This is a genomic window from Flavitalea flava, from assembly GCF_054461575.1.
This window is the reverse complement of sequence record NZ_JBTLQH010000024.1, coordinates 80,495-103,926: the sequence shown is the minus strand read 5'-3', so window position 1 is coordinate 103,926 and position 23,432 is coordinate 80,495. Positions and strand designations below refer to the sequence as shown.

Annotated in this window: 26 protein-coding genes and 1 pseudogene; 14 read left to right on the top strand and 13 right to left on the bottom strand. The window is 44.9% G+C overall.

What is annotated here, in order from left to right:
- Positions 1-9 precede the first annotated feature (9 nt).
- The gene (locus ACX0G9_RS19920; RefSeq protein ID WP_459066712.1) at positions 10-2,976 is read right to left on the bottom strand and encodes a leucine--tRNA ligase; all 2,967 of its coding nucleotides are present in this window, start codon (positions 2,974-2,976) and stop codon (positions 10-12) included.
- A 216-nt stretch (positions 2,977-3,192) separates the two neighbouring features.
- Between ACX0G9_RS19920 and ACX0G9_RS19915 the strand changes: the two genes are divergently transcribed.
- The 5 genes from ACX0G9_RS19915 (at position 3,193) to ACX0G9_RS19895 (ending at position 7,713) form a co-directional block, all read left to right on the top strand.
- Positions 3,193-4,065: a cell division protein FtsX gene (locus ACX0G9_RS19915; RefSeq protein ID WP_459066711.1), complete on the top strand. Its 873-nt coding sequence runs from the start codon at positions 3,193-3,195 to the stop codon at positions 4,063-4,065.
- A 70-nt stretch (positions 4,066-4,135) separates the two neighbouring features.
- On the top strand, positions 4,136-4,423 hold the full coding sequence (locus tag ACX0G9_RS19910; RefSeq protein ID WP_459066710.1) for a DUF3098 domain-containing protein: 288 nt from the start codon (positions 4,136-4,138) through the stop codon (positions 4,421-4,423).
- A gap of 81 nt (positions 4,424-4,504) precedes the next feature.
- Positions 4,505-5,299 (top strand): undecaprenyl-diphosphate phosphatase, encoded by a 795-nt coding sequence (locus tag ACX0G9_RS19905; RefSeq protein WP_459066709.1) that lies wholly within the window; start codon positions 4,505-4,507, stop codon positions 5,297-5,299.
- The gene (locus ACX0G9_RS19900) at positions 5,281-6,783 is read left to right on the top strand and encodes an MFS transporter (RefSeq protein ID WP_459066708.1); all 1,503 of its coding nucleotides are present in this window, start codon (positions 5,281-5,283) and stop codon (positions 6,781-6,783) included. The genes ACX0G9_RS19905 and ACX0G9_RS19900 overlap by 19 nt, the downstream gene beginning before the upstream one ends.
- Before the next feature lie 54 nt (positions 6,784-6,837).
- Positions 6,838-7,713: an MBL fold metallo-hydrolase gene (locus ACX0G9_RS19895; RefSeq protein WP_459066707.1), complete on the top strand. Its 876-nt coding sequence runs from the start codon at positions 6,838-6,840 to the stop codon at positions 7,711-7,713.
- Between the two features lie 12 nt (positions 7,714-7,725).
- On the opposite strand, the gene ACX0G9_RS19890 is transcribed toward ACX0G9_RS19895, so the two are convergent.
- The 12 genes and pseudogenes from ACX0G9_RS19890 to ACX0G9_RS19835 all read right to left on the bottom strand — a co-directional run bounded on the left by ACX0G9_RS19890 (position 7,726) and on the right by ACX0G9_RS19835 (position 15,605).
- A complete protein-coding gene (locus ACX0G9_RS19890; protein ID WP_459066706.1) occupies positions 7,726-7,860 on the bottom strand; it encodes a PIN domain-containing protein in 135 nt (44 codons plus the stop codon).
- Positions 7,829-8,083: a hypothetical protein gene (locus tag ACX0G9_RS19885; protein WP_459066705.1), complete on the bottom strand. Its 255-nt coding sequence runs from the start codon at positions 8,081-8,083 to the stop codon at positions 7,829-7,831. The genes ACX0G9_RS19890 and ACX0G9_RS19885 overlap by 32 nt, the downstream gene beginning before the upstream one ends.
- 494 nt (positions 8,084-8,577) lie before the next feature.
- On the bottom strand, positions 8,578-9,063 hold the full coding sequence (locus ACX0G9_RS19880) for an ankyrin repeat domain-containing protein (RefSeq protein ID WP_459066704.1): 486 nt from the start codon (positions 9,061-9,063) through the stop codon (positions 8,578-8,580).
- A 119-nt stretch (positions 9,064-9,182) separates the two neighbouring features.
- Positions 9,183-9,350, bottom strand: a complete 168-nt coding sequence (locus tag ACX0G9_RS19875; RefSeq protein ID WP_459066703.1) for a hypothetical protein — start codon at positions 9,348-9,350, stop codon at positions 9,183-9,185.
- Between the two features lie 588 nt (positions 9,351-9,938).
- A pseudogene (locus ACX0G9_RS19870) lies at positions 9,939-10,079 on the bottom strand (DUF7660 family protein); the annotation flags it as partial.
- A gap of 14 nt (positions 10,080-10,093) precedes the next feature.
- Complete coding sequence (locus ACX0G9_RS19865; RefSeq protein ID WP_459066702.1) at positions 10,094-10,888, bottom strand: DUF3108 domain-containing protein; 795 nt, start codon at positions 10,886-10,888, stop codon at positions 10,094-10,096.
- A gap of 10 nt (positions 10,889-10,898) precedes the next feature.
- The gene (locus tag ACX0G9_RS19860) at positions 10,899-11,945 is read right to left on the bottom strand and encodes a hypothetical protein (RefSeq protein ID WP_459066701.1); all 1,047 of its coding nucleotides are present in this window, start codon (positions 11,943-11,945) and stop codon (positions 10,899-10,901) included.
- Between the two features lie 54 nt (positions 11,946-11,999).
- Positions 12,000-12,704 (bottom strand): 4'-phosphopantetheinyl transferase family protein, encoded by a 705-nt coding sequence (locus tag ACX0G9_RS19855; protein WP_459066700.1) that lies wholly within the window; start codon positions 12,702-12,704, stop codon positions 12,000-12,002.
- 25 nt (positions 12,705-12,729) lie between these two features.
- Positions 12,730-12,987 carry an acyl carrier protein gene (locus tag ACX0G9_RS19850; RefSeq protein WP_459066699.1) on the bottom strand — a complete coding sequence of 86 codons (258 nt, stop codon included), beginning with the start codon at positions 12,985-12,987 and terminating at the stop codon, positions 12,730-12,732.
- 2 nt (positions 12,988-12,989) lie between these two features.
- Positions 12,990-14,258 carry a beta-ketoacyl-[acyl-carrier-protein] synthase family protein gene (locus tag ACX0G9_RS19845; protein WP_459066698.1) on the bottom strand — a complete coding sequence of 423 codons (1,269 nt, stop codon included), beginning with the start codon at positions 14,256-14,258 and terminating at the stop codon, positions 12,990-12,992.
- A gap of 26 nt (positions 14,259-14,284) precedes the next feature.
- Positions 14,285-14,737 (bottom strand): 3-hydroxyacyl-ACP dehydratase FabZ family protein, encoded by a 453-nt coding sequence (locus ACX0G9_RS19840; RefSeq protein ID WP_459066697.1) that lies wholly within the window; start codon positions 14,735-14,737, stop codon positions 14,285-14,287.
- A 10-nt stretch (positions 14,738-14,747) separates the two neighbouring features.
- On the bottom strand, positions 14,748-15,605 hold the full coding sequence (locus ACX0G9_RS19835; protein WP_459066696.1) for an SDR family oxidoreductase: 858 nt from the start codon (positions 15,603-15,605) through the stop codon (positions 14,748-14,750).
- Positions 15,606-15,794: 189 nt separating this feature from the next.
- Between ACX0G9_RS19835 and ACX0G9_RS19830 the strand changes: the two genes are divergently transcribed.
- The 9 genes from ACX0G9_RS19830 (at position 15,795) to ACX0G9_RS19790 (ending at position 23,430) form a co-directional block, all read left to right on the top strand.
- Positions 15,795-16,289, top strand: a complete 495-nt coding sequence (locus ACX0G9_RS19830; protein WP_459066695.1) for a hypothetical protein — start codon at positions 15,795-15,797, stop codon at positions 16,287-16,289.
- A gap of 6 nt (positions 16,290-16,295) precedes the next feature.
- Positions 16,296-17,195: a hypothetical protein gene (locus tag ACX0G9_RS19825; protein WP_459066694.1), complete on the top strand. Its 900-nt coding sequence runs from the start codon at positions 16,296-16,298 to the stop codon at positions 17,193-17,195.
- An 11-nt stretch (positions 17,196-17,206) separates the two neighbouring features.
- Positions 17,207-18,355: a beta-ketoacyl-ACP synthase III gene (locus ACX0G9_RS19820; RefSeq protein WP_459066693.1), complete on the top strand. Its 1,149-nt coding sequence runs from the start codon at positions 17,207-17,209 to the stop codon at positions 18,353-18,355.
- 79 nt (positions 18,356-18,434) lie between these two features.
- Positions 18,435-18,842, top strand: coding sequence for a hypothetical protein (locus tag ACX0G9_RS19815; protein WP_459066692.1), 408 nt, complete (start codon positions 18,435-18,437; stop codon positions 18,840-18,842).
- On the top strand, positions 18,832-19,848 hold the full coding sequence (locus ACX0G9_RS19810) for a BtrH N-terminal domain-containing protein (RefSeq protein WP_459066691.1): 1,017 nt from the start codon (positions 18,832-18,834) through the stop codon (positions 19,846-19,848). The genes ACX0G9_RS19815 and ACX0G9_RS19810 overlap by 11 nt, the downstream gene beginning before the upstream one ends.
- A complete protein-coding gene (locus ACX0G9_RS19805; protein ID WP_459066690.1) occupies positions 19,845-20,597 on the top strand; it encodes an ABC transporter ATP-binding protein in 753 nt (250 codons plus the stop codon). Before ACX0G9_RS19810 ends, ACX0G9_RS19805 begins: the two co-directional genes overlap by 4 nt.
- A gap of 53 nt (positions 20,598-20,650) precedes the next feature.
- On the top strand, positions 20,651-21,949 hold the full coding sequence (locus tag ACX0G9_RS19800) for an ABC transporter permease (protein WP_459066689.1): 1,299 nt from the start codon (positions 20,651-20,653) through the stop codon (positions 21,947-21,949).
- Between the two features lie 14 nt (positions 21,950-21,963).
- On the top strand, positions 21,964-22,233 hold the full coding sequence (locus ACX0G9_RS19795) for a phosphopantetheine-binding protein (RefSeq protein WP_459066688.1): 270 nt from the start codon (positions 21,964-21,966) through the stop codon (positions 22,231-22,233).
- Between the two features lie 9 nt (positions 22,234-22,242).
- On the top strand, positions 22,243-23,430 hold the full coding sequence (locus ACX0G9_RS19790; protein ID WP_459066687.1) for a beta-ketoacyl-[acyl-carrier-protein] synthase family protein: 1,188 nt from the start codon (positions 22,243-22,245) through the stop codon (positions 23,428-23,430).
- The last annotated feature ends 2 nt before the right edge of the window (positions 23,431-23,432 follow it).

The window sequence follows — 23,432 nt, the reverse complement described above, 5'->3', positions numbered from 1 at the left end:
ATGGATGGTTTAAATAACTATGTTAATCATTTTGTTCTTTACATAGATCACTTTCTTTGGCTGTTTTCCATCCAGCCATTTTTTTACTCCTTCATCGCCAAGGACCATTTCTTCCACCTGTTGCTGCGTGGCATCGAGTGCTATATTCATTTCAGCCCTGGTCTTTCCATTGATCGCGATGGGATAATTTTTGGAAGATTCGATCAGGTATTTTTGTTCCACTTTTGGATAGACAGCATCGAGAATGGTTCCTCCATTTCCAAGAAGTTGCCATAATTCTTCGGCAATATGCGGGCCGTAGGGAGTCAGAATAATCAATAATTTCTCCAGCACTTCCTTTTTATGGCATTTGGCATCATGGAGATCGTTGACCCCGATCATCAGTGCGCTGACTGCCGTATTGAAGGAAAAACGTTCGGTATCCTCCTCTACCTTTTTTATGGTTTTGTAGATGATCTTTAATTCTGCGTCGGTAGCCTTTTCCGTATTCCAGATCTTGCCTTTCATCTCGTCATAAAATAGACGCCAAAGCTTGCGCAGGAAACGGTGAACACCCTCGATACCTTTGGTGTCCCAGGGTTTGCTTTGTTCCACAGGACCGAGGAACATTTCATACATGCGGAAAGTATCGGCTCCGTATTTATTCACCAGGACATCTGGATTGACGGTGTTGTAAAGCCTTTTACTCATTTTCTCCACTTCAACTCCGCAGAAATATTTACCCTCTTCCAGGATAAATTCGGCGTTGGCATATTCCGACCGCCATTTTTTAAAGGCTTCGGTATCCAGTTCCACTCCATCGACGATATTGACATCGACATGGATGGTGGAGACAGTGATCGTATTTATTTCGATATCGTTATTACCATGAATATTCCTAACGGCCAGGCTAACCAACTCATGAAACTCAGGAGTGCCTTCCAGTGCACGGATTCCCAGGGAAATAAAGACAGGTGTCTGTTTGGATAACTGTTCTATATTATGGCTGCCCTTCAATTCAAGCCGGTATACAAACCTGCTGCTGCCCTGGATCATACCCTGGTTGACCAATTTCTTATACGGTTCGTCATAACCGATATGTCCCAGGTCATAAAGTGCCTTGGTCCACATGCGGCTATACAACAAGTGACCGACGGCATGTTCGGTGCCACCGATATAGAGGTCTACCTGACCCCAATAATCCGAAGCCTGACGACTGCAAAATTCCTGTTCATTGTGTGGATCCATATAACGCAGGAAATACCAGCTGCTACCAGCGTAACCCGGCATGGTATTGGTCTCGAAATGCTGGCCTACCCAATCGGCTAGGTTGGCCAGGGGTCCTTCCCCGTCCGGTCCGGGACCATACGAATCGACTTTTGGCAATTCCAGCGGCAATTCATTTTCCGGTAAGGGATAGGCAATTCCAGGACTTCGTCGTAGCTGCGCTCCTCCTCGTTCGTAGACTTCGCCGGGCTCGTCTATCCATTTGATCGGAAAGGGTTCCCCCCAGTAACGCTGTCGGCTGAAGGCCGCATCCCGCATCCGGTAATTGACCTTGCGGGTACCGATGCCTTTTTCTTCCAGCTTATTGATCACGATTACGATGGCGTCTTTCATGACAATGCCATCCAGGAAATCACTGTTAACCAATTTTGCCTCTTTGGTAGAATTGGCTTCCAATCCGTTAAAGTAGTCGCCGATGATATTGGTGATGGGTATGCCGAAATACTGTGCGAATTTAAAATCCCGGTCATCACCACAGGGAACGGCCATAATGGCTCCGGTTCCGTAGCCTGCCAGGACATATTCTGAAGTCCAGATGGGAATATGCAGCCCGTTAAAAGGATTGATGGCATAGGCTCCCGTAAAACAGCCGGTGATCTTTTTTTCGGCCATACGTTCCCTTTCGCTGCGGCTTTTTACATAAGCGATATATTCTTCGATGGCCGGACGCTGCTCCGGCGAAACGATCTTTTCGATCAATTCATGTTCAGGAGAAACCACCATGAAATCGACCCCAAAGATGGTGTCCGGGCGGGTGGTATAGACACGAAGGGTTTTTCCCCCTGTTGCCTTATCCGAACCGCCGACCTGTCCGGATCCGGTCTTGTCTCCGTCAAATATGGCAAAATCGACTTCCGCGCCAAAACTCTTGCCGATCCAGTTGGATTGCATTTCTTTCATAGCATCGCTGAAATCGACCCTCTCCAGGCCTTCCAGCAAACGATCTGCGTAATCGGTGATCCGGAGATACCATTGCCGCAACTTTTTCTTCACGACAGGATACCCGCCTCTTTCGCTCACCCCGTTCACTACTTCATCATTGGCCAGAACGGTACCAAGGGCTTCACACCAGTTCACTTCTCCATTACCGCAATAGGCCAGACGGTAATTCATCAATATGTCTTCCCGGCGGCGTTCGTCAGCATTTTTCCACTCTTCAGCCGAAAAACGGATAGACGAATCACCCGGGCAAGGATGACCGCTATTTCCCCCGGCCTCAAAGAGGCTAACTAAATCTGCCAGGGGCACTGCTTTATTTTGTTTCCGGTCGTACCAACTGTTGAATAATTGCAGAAAGATCCATTGGGTCCATTTATAGTATCCTGGTTCACTGGTCTTCACCTGGCGGTCCCAGTCGAAACAAAACCCGATATTATCCAGTTGTTTGCGGAAATTGTCGATATTCGATTCCGTCGAGACTGCCGGATGAATACCGTGATCGATGGCATATTGCTCCGCCGGAAGACCAAATGCGTCATATCCCATGGGATGCAGGACATTAAACCCTTTTATCCTTTTATAACGGGCAAAGATATCGCTGGCGATATAACCCAGGGGATGCCCTACGTGAAGCCCCGCCCCGCTGGGATAAGGGAACATGTCCAATACATAACATTTAGGCCGGGTATTATCATTACTTACGGCATAACGTTTATCTTTTCTCCATTGTTCCTGCCATTTTTGCTCAATATTGCTGAAATTGTATTCCATGGTGTTGTATGCCGTTATTATGCCCGGTTTCCAGTTCGAACTGGTGTGAAAAGTTTAAAAAAAGTTAAAAGGTATCCCCCCTTCGAAATAATGCAGCCATTGGTTCGTTTAAGGGATGACAAAAGTAAGAAAAAGGGATGGTAACCAGGCCTCAAAAAGAGGCCGAAGATGCCTGTAAACCCTTATTTTTGTTGTTTACAAAAAAATTATTATATAATGGCGCAATTTGGAAAAGGATATGCCAAACGCTCGACTCCCTCCTATTTTATGGCCATCGTTGGGGTATCGGTAGTGTTATTTCTCCTGGGTCTGTTGGGCTGGATCGTAATCAATGCCAATAAACTGGGCCAGAGCTTTAAGGAGAATATCGAGGTTCAGGTCTATGTCCGGGAAAATGTTTCCGCCAAGGATAGCGCCCTGTTGGTAGAATATATTGCCGCGCAGCCCTATACCCGTTCCTATCGTTACCTGACCAAGGAACTGGCCAGACAGCGCTTTAATTCCGATGGGAATAAGGACTGGGGATCGGTCCTGGATAAGAATCCTCTGCCCGCGAGTGTTGATTTTAACATAAAAAGCGAATATGCCAATACGGACTCCCTTGCCAGGATAAAGGCAGACCTGGTTCAGAATATTGCCGTCAGCGAAGTGCAGTATAACCAGGCGCTGGTATCCAATCTGAGCAATATTATCCGGAAAATCAGCCTGATCCTGCTGGGAGTGGCCATTGTCATATCGATCCTGGTCATCATCCTGATCGATAATACCATAAGGCTGGCCATGTTCAGCAACCGTTTCCTGATCAAGACGATGCAAATGGTAGGCGCCACCCGTTGGTTTATTGCCAAACCCATGGATGTCCGGGCCCTGGTCAATGGCGCCGTTAGCGGCATAATAGCCGTTGGGGGCATTATTACCGTCATTTTCGTAAGCGAAAGATGGCTCCCTGAGATAAAGGCCCTGAGGGATTATACCCTCCTTTCCTCCATGTTTATCGTCATTGTGTTGCTTGGGATCGGGATCTCCTTTATCAGCACTCACCGGAGTGTGATCAAATACCTGAAAATGAAGCTGGATGACTTGTACTAATGCTTTCGCGCCTCTAATTTGTCTAATTCCCTGATTGGCGTATATTGCAGACCCAATAATTAATCTTTTCATGGCAACGACTAAAAAAGTTATCCCTGCTACGGCCCGGCAAAATGCACCTTTATTTGGCAAGGAGAACTACCGCTGGATGCTGATCGGCATAATCGTCATGGCATTAGGCCTGTTCTTAATGGCCGGTGGCAAAAGTAAGGATCCCAATGTTTTCGATCCCAAGGAGGTTTATAGCTTTACCCGGGTGACCATTGCCCCTATTTTGATCCTGGCGGGTTTGGCCCTGGAGATCTTTGCTATCTTCCGCAAGGATAAGAGTCTCGAGGCAGGTAAAAAAGTGGATTAGGGGAGGTTTAGTATTCCGGATCTCCTGAACTGGAGCGTGGTCTCCGTTGAGCATGTCATCATTCTTAACCCCATATTTTACATGACTACTATCCAGGCTATCATCCTCGCCATCGTGGAAGGATTAACCGAGTTCCTGCCTATTTCTTCCACCGCTCACATGAAATTCACGAACCCGATCATTGGAGTGGCATCCACCCCATTTTCAGATATGTTCGAGATCGTTATTCAACTGGCAGCCATTTTAGCCGTAGTAGTCGTTTACTACAAAAAATTCTTCGATTTTTCCCGGATCAATTTTTATATCAAGCTGGTGATTGCCGTTATCCCGGCCATTGTCTTCGGGTTCCTGTTGAAAAAACATATCGATAATGCCCTTAGCAATTTATATTTCATCGCCTTTGTGATGATCGGGGGCGGTATTCTCTTTCTGTTCGTGGACCGTTTCTTCAAATATCCGAATATCGACGATGAGCGGCTGGTAACCAACAAGATTGCCTTCCGCATCGGTTGTTTCCAGGTCTTATCCATCCTTTTACCCGGTCTGAGCCGCAGTGCCGCCACCATTATCGGGGGGATGTCCCAGTCCTTGAGCCGCAAGGCCGCAGCCGAATTTTCTTTTTTTCTGGCGGTCCCTACCATGTTCGCCGCTTCGGTAAAAAGTTTCTGGGATGTTCATAAGACTCACCCTGAAGCGCTTTCCGGGAGTAATTATTCCTTATTGGCCATCAGCAGTATTATCGCCTTTTTAGTGGCCATTCTCGCTATCCGCAGCTTTATCGGCTTCCTTAAAAAATACGGTTTCAAAGTCTGGGGTTATTACAGGATCGTAATAGGCGTGGTCATGCTCGTCTTATTATGGAGGGGTATCGTATAATGATGGCGGCCGCAAAAACGGTTACAGCCCCTAAAAGGGTGATCAACGGCTGGGCCATGTACGATTGGGCGAATTCCGTTTATAACCTCGTTATAACTACCACTTTTTTTCCCATTTATTTTACCGCCGTCACCAAACGGCATTTTGGAAGTGAGAACATCCCTTTCCTCGGTCGAACCTTTGTAAACTCTTCTTTATATAGTTATGCATTGGCCGCCGCCTTTTTGGTGATCGCCATATTATATCCCGTTCTCGCCTCTATTGCCGATACCAGGGGCAATAAGAAGAACTTCATGCGCTTCTTTTGTTATATGGGTGCGGGAGGATGCAGTCTGTTATTCTTTTTCGATGGATCCAATTTGTTGCTGGGCATTCTATGTTTTATGCTGGCCTCGATGGGTTATGTGGGAAGCCTTGTTTTCTATAATGCCTATCTGCCAGAGATAGCCGCACCGGAAGACCAGGACCGTGTCAGCGCCAAGGGTTTTGCTTATGGATATGTCGGCAGTGTTTTATTGCAGATCATCGGCTTTGTATTGGTGTTGACTATGACCAATGATCCTAACCTGCTTGCTCCGCGCCTCACTTTCTTACTGACAGGGCTCTGGTGGATCGGTTTTGCCCAGATCAGCTTTCATGTATTGCCGAAAGTGAACCGGAACAATCTGAAAAAAGTAAATGTATTCAAGGATGGATTTGCCGAAATAAAAAAAGTGTATGGCCAGGTCAAAAGGATGGCTGTCTTAAAACGTTTCCTACGGGGTTTCTTTTTTTACAGTATGGGTGTGCAGACCGTCATGATGGTCGCCACCTTATTCGGGAGTAAATTACTGGGCCTCGATGATACCAAACTGATCGTAACCGTAGTCATCATTCAACTGGTCGCTATTGCCGGAGCCATGATCATGAGTAAACTATCCGCCCGTTATGGCAACATCCGCGTACTGATGGGTGTCGTTGTTTTCTGGATCTTTATCTGTGTGGCTGCTTATATGACCGCCGGGTTGGCTGCGCCGCTGAAGTCCTTTCATGAAAAGATCGAGGCATTGAAACATGATAAGGCGGTATTGATGGAGAAGAAGACTAGAGTTCATGCGGAAACAAACTGGGAAGCGGAAGAAGGAAAGATCGATGCAGAACTTTCCCGCTGGACGATGGAGCTTGGCCCGCATCAACAACCTATCGAATATTCGTTTTATGGATTGGCCATAGCAGTAGGGCTAGTCATGGGCGGAATTCAGTCCCTGAGCCGTTCAACTTATTCCAAGTTAATGCCGGAAACAAAGGATACGACTTCTTTTTTCAGTTATTATGATCTGACCGAAAAGATCGCCATTGTGATCGGCATGTTTAGCTTTGGTTTTATCGAGGAACTTACAGGAAGTATGAAGAATTCCGTGCTCTTTCTGATCCTGTTCTTTGCGCTGGGGCTGGTCTGGCTTTATTCTGCATTGGCAAAACAAAAACAGTTGGGGACTGTTTAGGAATTAGGTCATTCCGATCTTTCGTTATCCTCAAACCAATACAACTAATAATCCATGCAGTTATATTCGATCAATACCGGAAATTTCAAGTTGGATGGAGGCGCCATGTTTGGAGTCGTGCCCAAATCGATCTGGAATAAGTTGCAGCCAGCTGATTCGAATAATTTATGTTCCTGGGCTATGCGATGTCTGTTGATCGAAGATGGCGGACGTCTGATACTGATAGACAATGGGATCGGAGACAAACAGGATGCGAAATTCTTCAGCCACTATTACCTTCATGGTGATGATTCCCTGGACAAGTCCCTTGCCTTGAATGGTTTTCACCGGGATGACATAACGGATGTATTCCTCACTCATCTGCATTTCGATCATTGTGGAGGCAGCATCCGTCGGGAAGGAGATAAGTTAGTTCCCGCTTTTAAGAATGCAATTTATTGGAGTAATGAACGGCATTGGAAATGGGCGACCGAACCTAATGAGCGGGAAAAGGCTTCATTTTTGAAGGATAACATTTTGCCGATACAAGCCAGCGGGCAATTGCGGTTTATCGATACAGGTGATGGGCAACCCGGTCTTCCAGATTCCTCTGCCTTAATCCCTTCGGGCATAATTCCCCAGTTTTCCATTCGTCTGGCTAATGGCCATACCGATGCCATGATGCTTCCCCAGATCGAATTTAAAGGCAAGACCATTGTTTTCATGGCTGATCTTTTGCCTTCCCTTGCGCATATTCCCTTGCCTTATGTGATGGCTTATGATATGTTTCCGCTAACGACTTTGCAGGAGAAGAAGGCTTTTCTGTCGGAGGCTGCTGTGCGTGATTATGTTCTGTTCTTTGAGCATGACCCCGTGAATGAATGTTGCATGGTGCAGATGACGGAGAAGGGGGTGAAGAGCGGGGAGGTATTTAGGCTGGAGGAGGTGTGATAACGTCCAACTCTACCAGGTTTTGGAGGTTAGACTATCTATTTCATCAAAATGTTTACCCCTTGTTATAAGGGTAAGATTATGTTGAATGGCAACTGCCGCTATCCATACGTCATTAGTTGGAATAGGCTTCCCCTTTTTGTACAATAGTGTTTATCGTTTCACAGGTTTCTTCAATTGCAGCTCTCATTTCCTTAGCTTCCTTTTTAGATAAGATTCCCACAAAATCGTAAATACTTGGCCGCTTTTCTTCAGCCACTCCTTTTTTCTTAGATTTTTTTAACACCGTTTCTAACTCAACTAGAGTGGCTTCATTTGTTACTTTCAGCATTTCTTCTATGAGATGTATTCTCCTCGATTCAGTATACATATTCCTCTTTTTTTATACTTGTCAAGTATACTTCTAAAAATATCCACATCCAAATGGATCGCATTTTTGCTACTAGGGGCCAAATTTTCAGTGCTTTAATTTTATTAAAATTTATTGCTTTTATTGGTGCGTGATATTTTCAATTAAGCAGCAGTCAACACTTTATGCCATTTACTGGTTTGCTGAATAAAGCTGTAACCATTCGAAAGTACGCTTTCATATTTCTATATAAACAGCAAGCTATAACTCTGCGGGAAGGTATCTCACAACTAGGCAAAAAGATCGGACCTATCGTAGAAACGCCGTTGACAAGAGTGCAATATTCTCATTTAGAGCAAATATCCTCAACACCTTTGCCAACAGGACGCCTCCAACAAGGCTATTTTTCATCACTATAATTCCTTAAGTTAGATTATTTAGCTCAAATAATGGATCTCATCCAAGATTTAGCGCACTAGAAGAATTATCATTAAGCACATTACTCTTTCTAATTATTAATACTTTTCAAGGAGCTGAATAAGAGGGAAATATTTCACCTGATTTGAAAAATCCAAAGGGCTCCTGCCAGCTAAGTTCTTATGATTTTTATCTGCACCATTTTCAAGAAACAGTTTAACCAATGGCAATCTTTTTTCCATTCCTTTTACATTAAAGACAGCTGTCCATAAAGGATGATTTCCATAATTATCAGAGATATCCAATCGTCCCCCGCCAGTTAAAATATAATTGCTTATTTCTAAACAATTATATACTCCGGAATAATGTAATGCAGTGGCACCCGAACCTTTATCTTGTAAATTTAAATTAATTCCCCGATTTATTAGGAGAGCCGCTGCTTCAATTGAATTTAATAAAGTAGTTGAATGAAGAGCCCCACGCCCATATTCAATTTGATTAATATCTTCTCCAATTTCCAAAAGTTTCAATATTCCTTCAACATTATTTTTCTCTGCATAATCAACTATCGTTTCATTTTTCATACCTAATTAGCCTAAGGCTGTTGTTGAGTTTGAGTTTGTGTGTTTGCTTGTACCTTCTCCTCATATTTATGTGACATATTAGAGGCGTTCTATTATGAGGCACAATACAGGAATGATTCCTAGCTGCCCTTGTGGCATAATAGTTCAAACCGGAAGATCTTCCATCCTGTCAGCTTAGTATCGATATCGGTTCCGAAAATGCCAGCCCGGCAAAAGATCTGATCGATTGTACTTCTTCTCTCCGGCATTTGATCGCCCAACGCGATTGTCGAATTTTCTACTTCCATGCTCGAGGCCGCCACTAAACAACTCAACTATCACCTCTCTTATCTAGTTCATTCCTGACCATGCGGCACTGACCGCTTACTTTTAGCAAGCCTTTCACGATTACAATAACAGACCCCATAACATTTTGAACAACCTCATGCCTGCTGAGGTTCTCCAGGGAATAGCTTTTAATCCCGATGGCGCTCTACAGCAAATTGCCAAGACCAAATCGGTCGGATTAGCTGAAAATAAGAAAACTAAATCCTCCTATGTTAGTTTTTGAGTAGAAAACCAATGCAAAAAAGATTTCGATCAAGCCTCAGTTATATAAAAAAAGTTCCTTCTTTTGCACTTACTACATTTCGCCATTGTTGCCTCTGCAATAAAAATAAATTTCTCAATAGGCATTTACGCCGTACTCCCGGCAAAATCACTAACATGAAGCTTCCGAATATCGGGACGCTTCATGGGAAGTAGGTCGCAGATATTGCACTGGATAACTTTTATTCAGATAAAGCTAACCACTTTGACAGGCACCGGTAAAAAATTTCGGGGCCGACTTTCATATGGCTCCGCAACAATTTAATTGATTGCCTTTATTTTACTAGTTATTCATATATACTTGCTGTAATCATAATTCTTGCAAACAAACTCCATGATGGCGTAAAATCAATTTTATTGATTGACTTATCAGTGGAACTATGTATAAACCGTTCCATAGCTTCTAGGCATCTTCCCAACTCAGGATTTTCCCAATCTGCGTCTACATATCAACGAGACTACTCAAAGGATAACGCAGATTTTTGTAATTGATCATATCGACTTTCACGCTTCCTACACTAATTGGGCTCTCCACACGCAGGGCGATATGATTGGGATCATCGCTTACCCAGACGGTCATTTTTTCGCCACCCTCGAATATGGTGCCTTTGACAAGAAGGGGCTTGAATTTGATACAACGGAACTTAGCGTATTTTGTACGTATTGTTTCTTTACCCAGGTATCGGATATATAAATGATAGACCTGTCTGTCCAGGAACATATCGAAGGGGATCTTATCGCCGGTCTTCAGATGGTTAAAGTCGATATTACGGGCATAAAAGACGGCGCTTACCACGTCCTGGATGCATGGGGGCACTTTATAGACGCCTTCGGTAGTTACAGCTGTTCCTGCATTCTTAATAAAAGAGACATTCTCATAGGTCGTATACCCGCCTTCGTACACATTACGGACGAATTTGTAGGGCTGTAAGGTGCCCGTATCTATATATGATTCATATTTATCCCTTACTTTATAGAACTTGTCATAAAAGCTATAGGTCTTTCCTTCCCCAATCACATGATATACATCTTTTCCATTCAGCCTTTCGAGCGTATTGGAAAATGTAGCCTCTCCGGCGCCGACAAATACATTGGCCAGCGTATAGAATACTTTATAAGTAAGTATCTCTCCGGCCTGGAAAGCAGTATTTCGGATTCCGCAAAATTCATCGCCCGCCTTTAAGGGGAAAGACAATGCTGTAAGCAGTAGGATACAAATTGCTATAAAGGCTTTCATCCGCAAATTTTTATTTTTTTACTGGTCTGTTGGTTATTTCCTCTTCTTTATTTCTGAATATTTTAATACTTAAAATTAACAAACTTCCTGCCAGGGCCGGTATGATTAAATTGATAAGCCATATGCCAAAAGAAGCAGCAAAAATACCCATTGTATTGGTACTGAATATTTCCAGCACCTGAATACTTGCCTCCCACCTCACGCCCAGCTCCGCCAGAAAAGTAAAGGTAGGGACTACGGCCATTATTAAGAACAACAGACTTACCCCTCCCCAAACCTGACCGGTGCTCAGGATCACTCCGAAAACCGGAAAAATCAGTCCATATTGCAGCATAAAAACCAGATACCTGCCAAAAGATAAGCACAAAATCTTCCCTAAAAGCCGCCTGTCAAAATTTTCCAATACCTTAATATAGGCCAGGTATTTCCCCAACACGGGGATTTTCCTCAATATCCCCAGCAACCACGAGAAGCGGAAATAAATAAATGTTAAACTTAATATTGCCAGGATATCTACTCCCAGCAGAACTTTCAACCAGAATTCAAAATGAGTGGCGAAAGAGGAAGGCTGTTGATGGAAAACGGATAAAAAATATAAAATGCCCGTCAATCCTGCTATCAGGGTGATCAGCAACTGGGACATACTACAAATGATCGTGAGGGAAATGGATGCAACCCGTTTGCCCTCTTCCACATAAAGAACACGGCCCAAATATTCTCCAACGCGGTTGGGGGTAAAAGAAGCCAGGGTAGTTCCGGTGAGGATGGCCTTGAATGCTTTTCCATAGGGAATCCCACCCACCGGCCGGAGCGCCAGTTGCCATTTCCGGGCTTCGATGCCCCAATTGAGCGGCATAAGCGCCAGTACCAGCCATAGTTTCCATTGGCGTTCTCCGGTTACCGCCCGGACAACCTTTGTCAATGATCCCCGCCAGTTGGGTTGATGGAGCAGTTGCCGGTAAATTAACCAGGAAAGAAGCAGGAATACCAGTGGCCCCAGGACGTAAGCCAGGAACCGGGGTTTGTAATTACCAATTATTTTGATGTTTTTATTCAATCGCAGATGCTGACAATCAGGTTCAAAAATAGTCGTCCGCCTGTCCTGGACCGATTACGGAGCGGACAAAAAGGAATACGCAATAAAACGATCATGGTGCGCCAGGGAGACAGGGATATTTTCTTCCTCTATTCCACCTTTTAATACAATGGGGTGACCCTGGGTGCTTTTCCCTATGGAAAAAAGGGCCGGTTCATCCGGGAAAATGGAATGTAACCTATGAAGGACAAAGTCCCTGGCAGCCTTTGATTGATGCTCATAACCAGAATCGTCAATCAATTGAATGCCCCATTCCATATTTTCAAAATTTTCATCATCACATACGACTGTAGCGATCACATCTGCATAAACTTTTGACCTGAAAAAAAACAGTCCGGATCCGGAGAGCACCCTACCAGTGTAAAACCAGTCTTCCGCGCCTTTATAGTGGCTCTCCCATCGGGTACCTGGGAACGCTGCCGCTGTAGACCCTCCTGTATCAATTTGCTGAATGACGATCTTTGTGGGAGAAAATACAGACGCGGGGTCCGTTCTTTTCAGGTATTTAAATACCGACTCCTTAACGGACCATAATAACCACACATAATTTATAAAGGACATTCCTGCCAGTTCCAGATGGGGATAAAGCGCCGATTCCGAACCGGCAAGGATTTTCGAATAGAACCTGGGTTGGAGGGTACGTTGACTATTGATTGTTTTTAGTGCTACGATGTCATTACCTGTGCTTTTGGGTCGATCGATATTAACTTCGTGCATCATATCCTTTAATTATGAAGAGTTCCCTTTATTTTGGGAGCGTCATCTTTTCCACGATTACATCAATGCAGTTCTTTACATTGAACATTTTTTCCGATGAATCCATATCAATTTCTATATTATATTTCGATTCTGCATCAATGATAATGTCTACCAGGTTTGCGGAATTGATCTTCAAATCTTTTATCAGGTCGGTTTGTTCATTGATTCCAGCCAATATTTCTTTATTTTCTGTATAGGGCGCCAACACCTTTTTCAGCTCATCTAAAATTTCTCGTCTATCCATTTTTAATTATATTTTGAAAATATTAAACAGGTATTAACGTCTCCAAACCCAAAATTAGCTTTAGCAACGGTATTTATTTCTTTTTCAACCAGGCTCACCGGAAGTTTTTCTGTGCCTATTATTTTTAGAATTTCGGGACTGGGGTCCTCCAAATTGATATTCGGATGTACAAACTGATGAACGATCTGCAATACGGCCGCAACGGACTCAATGGATCCTGCGGCGCTCAGGCAATGCCCGATCATCGATTTTAATGAATTGATCATGGGAAAATCATCCCCTTTTCTATCAAGGGCCACACACCAATTTTGGATTTCCAGCAGATCGGCGGCCGTAGCGGTCAGGTGCCCGCATATCAGATCTACGGATCGGGGATCAACCCCTGAATTGGCTAATGCCCCGGAGATGCATTTGATTATTCCGCCTGAACCGGGCGCCGTCATGGTACCCCCAAAACGTTGTCCTCCTGAATTGGTGGCTCCTCCTACTATTTCCGCATAGATAGTAGCATTGCGCTCCAGTGCAAAGTCCAGGTCCTCCAGAACGAGGGCTCCTGCGCCTGAACCAGGGACAAAACCACAGGCGGAAGCACTCATTGGCCGGGAAGCCTGCTCCGGTAGGTGGTTGAATTTCCTTGCTAAAATCCGCATGGAATCAAATGTACCAAAAATGTAGGAATCCACATGTTCCGTGCTGCCGACCAGCATACGCTTTGCCAGACCGTGTTTGATGTACTCATACCCCATTAAGATTGCCTGTGTTCCGGTAGCGCAGGCGGCGGAATTCGTAATAATGCGGCCGCCAAGCCCCAATCTCCCTGAAATATAAGCGGTTACACCGCTGTTCATAATCTGTTCCACAACCCTTGAACCCAGCTTTTTGGATTCTTTGGCATCTACCCGGTTAATGACCGTTTTGACCACTCCCGTATCCCCTACGCTGCTGCCGAAAACGCATCCGGTTTCCCAACGGGGCTGATCGCTGTCAGGACTGTTCCCTGCGTCGGTCCAGGCATCCAGCGCAGCTTTTACTCCATAGGCTATATTAATGGCCTTTAACCCATTATAGGTAACTTCGGAAACATAATTTCTAATTTGCTCCCATTCAAACTGGGGCAGACCTGCAACCTGGCAATTATAATTGAGTTCCTCGTATTCCGGCATAAACCGTACTCCTGAAATACCGTTCCGGATAGAATCCAAAAAATCCGGAACGCCCACGCCGTTGGGAGAAACAACACCTAAACCGGTAATGACGACACGATGATCCATGCGACTCTATTTATATAGCAATTAGTTCAGAATCGTTTAATAAAACCGGAAAACAGCCCTTTTGCGATCAATTCCTCCGCAGGATTCCGCATTTCCACCTGGCATTTCAGCTTGCCGAAACGAAAATATTGTTTCCTGGACATTACGGTGACTTTTTCGCCCGGTAATACCATTTTGAAAAAGGAAACATCCGTGGACGTAAGCAAAGGATACAAAATCCCTCCCGGGTTAACCTTAAATTCTCCCGGCTCCTCAGCAACAAGATAGATACCTAATACAACCAGGCCGATCTGCGCCATTATTTCGGTAATAATGACACCGGGCGTAACAGGATTTCCCACAAAATGATCTTCATAATAAAATGCATCCTTTTTCAACGTATAATCTCCTGTTACTCCATCCTTATCAAGAAAGGAAATGTTGTCCACAAAAAGAAAAGAGGATTTATACGGTAACTGTTTTATTAATTCGTTATACATGTACTATATGTTATAGACAATGTTCACCGCCGTCAACATGAATTACGGAGCCATTTATCCAGGATGCCTCATCCGTGCACAACAAATAAATGACATTGGCGACATCTTCCGGCCTGGTCATTCTGCCCAAAGGGCTTCTTGTCTTGGAAAGTTCTATGAGCTTTTGGCTGGCAGGTATCTTTCTTAAGGACGGCGTCTCGGTGATTCCAGCCTGTATCAGGTTTGTTTTTAATCCAAATTTGCCCAGTTCGACAGCCATATAGGTAGTCAGGCTTTCCAGGGAAGCCTTGGCAATGGCAACGGCAGCATAACCGTCCCAATATTTATGCGCTCCTTCGCTGGTGAGTCCTATTATTCTTCCATCCGGGTGGAAAAGCTCTTCTTTTAAAAGCGATCTTGCCCAATCCAGCAGACTGGTGGACATGGCATATGAAGTAAGCTGGATATCTTCAATCGAAAGGGTTTCATTCGTAAACGGGGCCGCGGTCTGCGGGAGACCGGCCAGGTCGGAAGAATCGTTATCCTTCGCCTTTAGCAGTGGTTTTACATTTCCCCTGGCTATCGAGTGTAACAATAACCGGACGCAATGCTTTTTACCTGAGGCAGCGGCAAATTGCTCAATAAACGAGTTCCTGGCTGTCTCGTCCAATGCATTTACATTAAACGGCAGGATCCTGATGGAGGAATCCCGGGCGATCTCTGAAAATTTTTCTTTAAGCAATCTTTCCGAAGCGGCTGTTTCACGATAAAGGACGGCTATGTTCATGCCATGAGTGGACAATTTTTTGATTGCCGCCAACCCAAAGCCGCTTGAGCCTCCTAAAATAATGGCCCACCTGTCAGAAAATTGGTTGTTTGTTTTATTCACCTAACCTTTTATTAATCAGCCTTTTATTAATCAACTTCTACATCCGGTTTTTCAGCCTTCCATTTTGAAGGAAACTTACAAAATTAGGTGAAAGTAAACTACGAACCACTTAATTTTGGGCCGCCGACAGGCCAATAAGGGAAAAGCAGGTAGGGACGGTCTTATTTTAGTACTTTTAGCAATGACCATATGACGTTAAGCATAATTTTTGCCCTTTTTTCCCTGTTTTCCGGAATAAAGGGAGAAGCTCGGGAAATACACCAGGATTTTGACAGAACAGCCTTTTATGCGGCCATGGCGTCCGGAGAGGTGGCTACTATTAATGGTGAGCTGGCTAAAGTTGCCAAGGCTACCGTTCCAGAAAAAGAGGCCTATGAAGGGGCTCTGCAGATGAAAAAGGCAGGTTTGGTGAGTAAACCGGCAGATAAATTAAAATTCTTTAGATCAGGTCGTATAAAACTGGAGTCTTCCCTTGTAAAAGACAGTACAAATGGGGAGTATCATTTTCTTCGCCTTACCATTCAGGAACATGCTCCTAAGATAGTCAAATATGCTTCCGATCTGGAAAAAGATTGTCAGTCCATTCAACATACCTTTAAAAATTTATCGCCAGTGGTTCAGCAAGCCATTATGGATTATAGTAAACATTCTAAACTATTGCGCCCGGAAGATTTCAAATTGTAAAGCGGTATGACCAAAAAAGTATTAGCTATCTATTATTCGCAGTCGGGTCAATTGGAAGAGATCATCGGTTCTTTTACCGCGCCACTTGCCGTACCGGGAGTTTCCGTGGAAAAAGTGAGGATCCGTCCAGTCCTGGATTATGCCTTTCCCTGGACCGGCGAACGTTTTTACAGCGTAATGCCCGACTGTGTATTGGGGGTATCAACGGCGCTGGCTCCTTTTACCCTCCGGGAAACTGCTTACGATCTGATCATTTTGGGCTACCAGGCCTGGTTTTTGCATCCCAGTATTCCCTGTAATTCTTTATTGGAGCATCCGGATTTCCAGAGTGTATTAAAAAACACGCCGGTGATAACGATTACGGGAGCCAGGAATATGTGGCTCAACGCGTTTGAACAGGTAAAAAGGTCGCTTATCGATAAAGGAGCGCACCTGGTGGGCAATATTGCCCTGGTAGACAAACATCCCAATATTGTTAGCTTTATTACGATTTTTCATTGGCTATTGAAGGGCAAAAAGGACCGGTATCTTACTATTTTCCCTACTCCCGGCGTAGCGGACCCGGACATTGTCCATGCGAAAGTATTCGGATCGGTCGTATTGTCCCATCTGAACAGAAATGATTGGGAAGGAATGCAGGAAGAATTGGTCCGGCAAAAAGCGGTAGAATTAAAATATCCATTATTATTGCTGGAAACCAAAGCGGTACCTACCTATACCGTATGGGCTAATTTTATCATGAAAAGAAAAAAGAGGACCGCCTGGCTGGCCGTATTCAAATATTATCTTTTAGTGGCTCTTTTTTTAGGGGCACCTGTACTGCTGATCGTCGATGCCCTCTTTATTAAACCTTTTTCCTCCGGTCGTATAAAAAAGATGAAACAATATTATTTAGCATTGAATTAATTACAACAGGTATGTCCCCTAGGCAAGTGTATATAACAAAAACATCGATTTTTCTTCCCAATGAACCGGTCTCTAATGACGATATGGAATCCTATCTGGGTCTTATCAACGATAAACCATCTAAATCCAGGAAAATAGTATTACGGAATAATGGAATAAAAACCCGGTATTATGCGCTGACCAAAGAGGGAAAAGCGACCCATACCAATGCGCAGATGACCGCGCTCGCAGTAAGGGCCTTATTCCCTGGCGATCCCGAGCAACTAAAAAGCATTGAACTGCTTTCCTGCGGGACCTCTTCACCCGATCAACTATTGCCCTCACACGGGTCAATGACGCATGGCTGGTTACCGGAAACAAATGCCATCGAAGTGGTGTCGCCTTCCGGCGTATGCTGTGCGGGCATGCATGCGTTGAAATACGCTTATATGGCCGTCAAATCGGAAGAGGTCAGTCTTGCTGTCGCCACGGGATCGGAACGGTTTTCCGGTCTGCTGGTTTCTAATGTTTTTGAAGAAGAGGCCCAAAAATTAATAGAACTGCAAAAAAATCCGTTTATAGGATTTGAAAAGGAATTCCTCCGATGGATGTTGTCCGACGGGGCTGCCGCTTTTTTGATGGCCGATAAGCCCAATGAGAACGGGATCAGTCTTCGTGTCGATTGGATCGAAGGAGTCTCCTATGCCAACGAAATGGAGACCTGCATGTATATGGGCGGTGAAAAATTGCCTGATGGCACCTTAAAAGGTTTTATGGATTTCACGCCGGAAGAAATTGTCAGCCAGTCCATATTCAGCATCAAACAGGATATAAAATTATTAAGTGATAATATAGTCCCGCTGGGTGGAAAAAGAATAAAAGAGATCTTCGAAAGAAGGGGATTGGAGGCCGAAGAAGTTGATTATTTTTTACCGCATATATCCAGCGATTATTTCAAAAGTAAAATTTTTGATATAATGGAGCAATACGGTAAGGGCATCCCCTATGAAAAATGGTTCCTGAACTTAAGCAGCATGGGAAATGTGGGAGCCTGTTCCGCTTACCTGATGATCCATGAATTGTTTCATAGCGGGAAACTAAAAAAAGGAGAGAAGATCCTGTTACTTATTCCGGAGAGCGGCCGGTTCTCCTATATGTACGCCATGCTGACGGTCTGTTGATCGGGCTGACGGCTTGTTGACAGGATCCTTAGCGGCATTTTAAACGTTCAGGCCATTTTAAAAGACAACCTATTTTCCAATGAAAAAGGAAGACGTTCCGCAGGATTTGAGTTCACTTGGCAAAATAACCAAAGAAGTTTGTTATGCCACAGACCCCTCGGGCAACTATGTGAAGGAACTCAGCCAGGGTTGGGATATCAAGATCAAGGCCCTCGATGTAGCCTGGGAAGATATTAAGGAGCGGGTTGCCCTGGCCAGGGAAAAAGTGCTCCATAACCAGGCGAGTCCCATCCTGTTCTTTATGGAACGGGGGCTTATGGATATTGGAATCGTATCGGCATATACCGGTTTTTGGAAATGGCAAATAAAAAGGCATCTGAAACCGGATGTCTTTAAAAAATTATCGGGAAAAAAATTGCAACGATACGCGGAACTTTTTAATGTGAATCTGGAAGACCTTACAAGCATGAATGTACATGAAGATTGATTTTAAACATATCCAGTCGGCGCATTGTGAAACGGGGGTCACCAGCAATCTGCTGCGGCATATTGGCATAGACAGGCTGACTGAACCTATGGCCTTCGGCATTGGGGCAGGTTTGTTCTTTGCCTATATTCCCCTTCTTAAAATAAATAACGGACCGGCCATTGCTTTCCGTACGCTTCCCGGGCACATATTTAAAAGAACCTGCCAATCTTTAGGCGTTCCGGTCGTCCAAAAGAAATTCAGCGGAAAGGAACAGGCCGAACTTTTTTTAAATGATTGCCTGGAAAAAGGTCAACCCGTCGGTTGCCAGGTGGGCGTTTATTATCTTTCCTATTTTCCAAAAGAATACCGTTTCCATTTTAATGCCCATAATTTAATTGTCTACGGTAAAGAACAGGATCATTATTTGATCAGCGACCCGATTATGGAAAACCCTACCACCCTGACCAGTTATGAACTGGCCCGTGTCCGTTTTGCCAAGGGGGCTTTGGCACCAAGGGGGCAGCTCTATTATCCCAAAGAAGGAACGCTTATATCGGATGACCGGATAAAAAAAGCGATAAAAAGCGGCATTAACAGAAACGTACGCAACATGCTTCATATCCCGGGAAATATCGCCGGGGTAAAAGGAATAAAATACACCGGGAAAAAAATAAAAAAATGGCGGGATAAGTTGGGTCTGCAGAAGGCCGGTCTATACCTGGCGCAATTGGTGCGTATGCAGGAGGAAATAGGAACGGGTGGTGGGGGTTTCCGTTATATTTATGGCGCCTTTTTACAAGAGGCCCATGCCTGGCACCCCAATGATCAGTTATTGGAGATTTCCGGTCTCTTTACCCGGTCGGGGGATGCCTGGCGGACTGCAGCCGTTCAGGCCGCGGGCATCTATAAAGGCAGGATTGGCAGCCAGGAAGACTTTAATCTGATGGGCGATTACCTGATAGAAATATCGGAATTGGAAAGGCAGGCCTTCGGGGCATTGGCCAAAATCAAATGGAATTCATGAGCCCCTTAGCTGTCGACATAGAAGACCTTGGGTTTGGTTACCCGGGGCAGACCCGTCTTTTACTCTCGCATCTCGATCTGAAAATAGCGGCCGGCGAAAGATTTGGCCTGTTCGGTCCGAATGGAGCTGGCAAAACCACCCTGATGAATCTAATGACCGGTTTGCTCCCCTATCGGGAAGGAAGTATACGGATCCTGGGCAAAGAAATAAACAAACAAAATAAGGCGGTAAATAAATCTTTCGGATTTATTCCCCAGGACTTTTCCTTTTATGAGGAACTCAGCCCCGTGGAAAATCTTGAATTCTTTGGCGCCTGGTCCGGGCTGGACCGGAAGACCGTACGAAAAAGGACCACGGAACTACTGGAAATCCTGGGTTTAACCGATGTCCGTGACAAGCCTGTGCAACAATTTTCCGGGGGTATGAAACGGAGACTAAATCTGGCGATAGGAGTCATACACGAGCCTCCGGTCTTATTCCTGGATGAGCCTACCGTAGGGGTGGACGTACAGACCGGTTATGCCATTATCAACTACCTTAAGGAGCTGAATAAAGGAGGCACTACCCTTATCTATACTTCCCATCAATTAAGCGAGGCGGAAGGCCTTTGTGAAAGGATTGCGTTGATTAACGAAGGAAAGATCATCGCGCATGACGAGCTCCGTAAACTATTGTCGGAACACCGGCAGGATGGACTGGAAGGCTTGTTCCTGGATCTGACGGGAAAAGATTACCGGAACTATGTGTAGCCAATAAATTGCAGCAATAAAGCAGCAATAAATATATAGTAGCAAAACGATCGATGTACAAACTTTGGGCCACCATAAAAAAAGATGTTCGTATCCTTACCCGCGATAAGGTCGGAATTGCGCTTATGTTTGGCATGCCGGTAGTTTTGGTGCTGGTTATTACCACTATCCAGAACGGTACCTTCGAATTAGTAAATAAAAACAAGACGCCCCTTTTGATAAGTAACCGGGATACCGGGCGGATTAGTGCGGAGTTTATTCAGTCCATAGAAAAAATAGGCATGTTCAGATTGTTGCCCGTTACCCATGATCAAAGCGCTCCCCATGATCAAAGCGAAAAAAACATCCTGGATCGCATGCATGCGAAGGACGCGCTGCTGGCCATTGTTATCCCGCCGGATTTTTCATCGAAAATTACGGCCAGGTCGAAAAGAGTGGCAGGCAAGGCCCTGAATACATTTGGCTTGCAGGGTGATACCCTTATCGGTCCCCCGGCAGGGGAGGATCCCGTCACCTTATATTATAATCCCATTTTCCAGGAATCGTTCCGGCGTTCCGTTCAAGGGGCTTTGCATAGTGCCTTACAATTGGTGGAAAGCAGGCAAACTTTAAAAACGCTTTATTTCGCCATCAATGAAAAACAACTGCCTGATTCCCTGGAAAATGAACTCCTGAACAACCAGCTGGCCATTACCGAGATCCCTGTTTCCATAGACGGCAGCAGGAGGGTTCCCAATGCGTCGCAGCATAATGTACCGGCCTGGACTATTTTCGCCATGTTCTTTATCGTATTATCTCTGAGCGGGAGTATTGTCCGGGAGAAATTGAATGGGAGTTTTATCCGGCTAAAAACCCTGCCTACCAATTATCTCCTGGTACTTTTGTCCAAACAAATCACTTACCTGGGTGTCACAATGATCCAGGCAGCCGTCATTTTTGCCATAGGCGTTTGGTTATTCCCCTATATGGGGTTACCGGCCCTGGACCTACCCTCGGATATTTCCGGGCTATTGGTGGTTTCCCTGCTTTGCGGATGGTGTGCGGTAAGCTACGCCATCTGCATCGGTGTTTTTGCACGAACACAGGAGCAGGCCAATGGCTTCGGGGCGATCTCCATTGTCATCCTGGCTGCGATCGGAGGCCTGATGGTGCCAAGTTTCGCCATGCCGGATTCATTCAGGACCATCCTGAAACTATCCCCCTTGCATTGGTGTCTGGAAGCGTATTATGGGCTGTTCCTGGAGGGAGGAAAACTAAAAGATATTTTACCGAATATTATACCTTTGTTTGTTATTGCTGTTTTGATACAGCTTATAACGATTTTGGGTCTCAAAAGAAAAAGACTGATCTGAATTATACTAATACAATGGAAACAGCACAATTAAAACAACAACTAAAGCGGCAAATTATAGAGTTCCTTAATTTGACTTCTATAACGCCGGAAGAAATAAGGGACGATCAACCTTTGTTTGGTGAAGGAGAAGGCCTGGGATTGGATTCTATTGATTCCCTTGAGCTCATTGTACTACTCAACAGGGAATTCGGGATCGTTATCCGGGATCCCAAAGAAGGCCGGAAAGTATTGGTCGATATCAATACTATGGTTGAGTATATTGAGAAACACAGAACAAAGTAATCTTTTTCATTGAGCAAGGTTTTCATAACAGGCATGGGAATGATCAGCGCTATAGGGAATTCCGTGGCTGAAAACCGTAATGCGCTTTTACAGGGTGAATGTGGTATTAAAAAAATATCGAATCTCCCATCCAGGTATGCCGGCCAATTACCCTTTGGAGAAATCCTCCTCAGCACGGACACACTACGGGAAATACTAAATGCAGATGACGCAGGACTCACACGGACCACTTTACTGGCCCTGTATGCGGTAAAAGAAGCCATCGCGGATTCCAGGCTGACCCCAACACAGATAAGCTCATTCGACACGGCCCTGGTAGGAGCAACCACCGTAGGAGGGATGTGTTTAATGGATGAATTTTACAAAGATGTCAACCGACGATCTGATGGTTCCGTATTTCTTTCCTCCTATGACGGGGCATCCATCAGCCAGTATTTGCAAACCTGTTATAACCTGAAAGGGATCGTGAATACTATCAATACCGCCTGTTCCTCTTCCGCTAATGCTATTATGTATGGGGCCAGACTCATTAAGAACGGGCTGGCCAGAAGGGCCATCGTCGGCGGTGTAGACAGTCTGTCGAAATATACCGTCAATGGATTTAATTCGCTGCGTATTCTCTCTCCTGAGATCTGCACTCCTTTTGACGAGAACCGGCAAGGCCTGAACCTGGGGGAAGGTGCAGCCTACCTGATCCTGGAAAAAGAAGAGGATATTGCCGGCAAAAAAGTTTATGCGACACTAACGGGTTATGGCAATTCAAATGATGCTTTTCATGCCTCTTCCCTCTCCGAAGAGGGGGATGGCCCTTACCTGGCGATGAAAGGCGCCCTGGTTTCGGCCGGACTAAACCCTGACGAAATTGATTTTATCAACGCCCATGGTACCGGTACGGAAAACAATGATGCCGTGGAAAGCAGGGCCATACTTCGTTTGTTTGGCACAGCTCCCGCTTTTGCCTCCACGAAATCCAATACCGGTCATACCTTAGGCGCTTCCGGGGCCATCGAAGCGACGTACAGCATATTAAACATTATCCACCAGGAAATATATGCCGGTCTTCATTTTTCAAGACCCATCTCCGGGACGGGTTTGCAGCCTGTTACCAACTATAAAAAATCAGACGTAGACCATGTCATGTCCAATTCCTTTGGATTTGGCGGCAATTGTACATCGCTGATCTTTTCCAAAGCCTGATC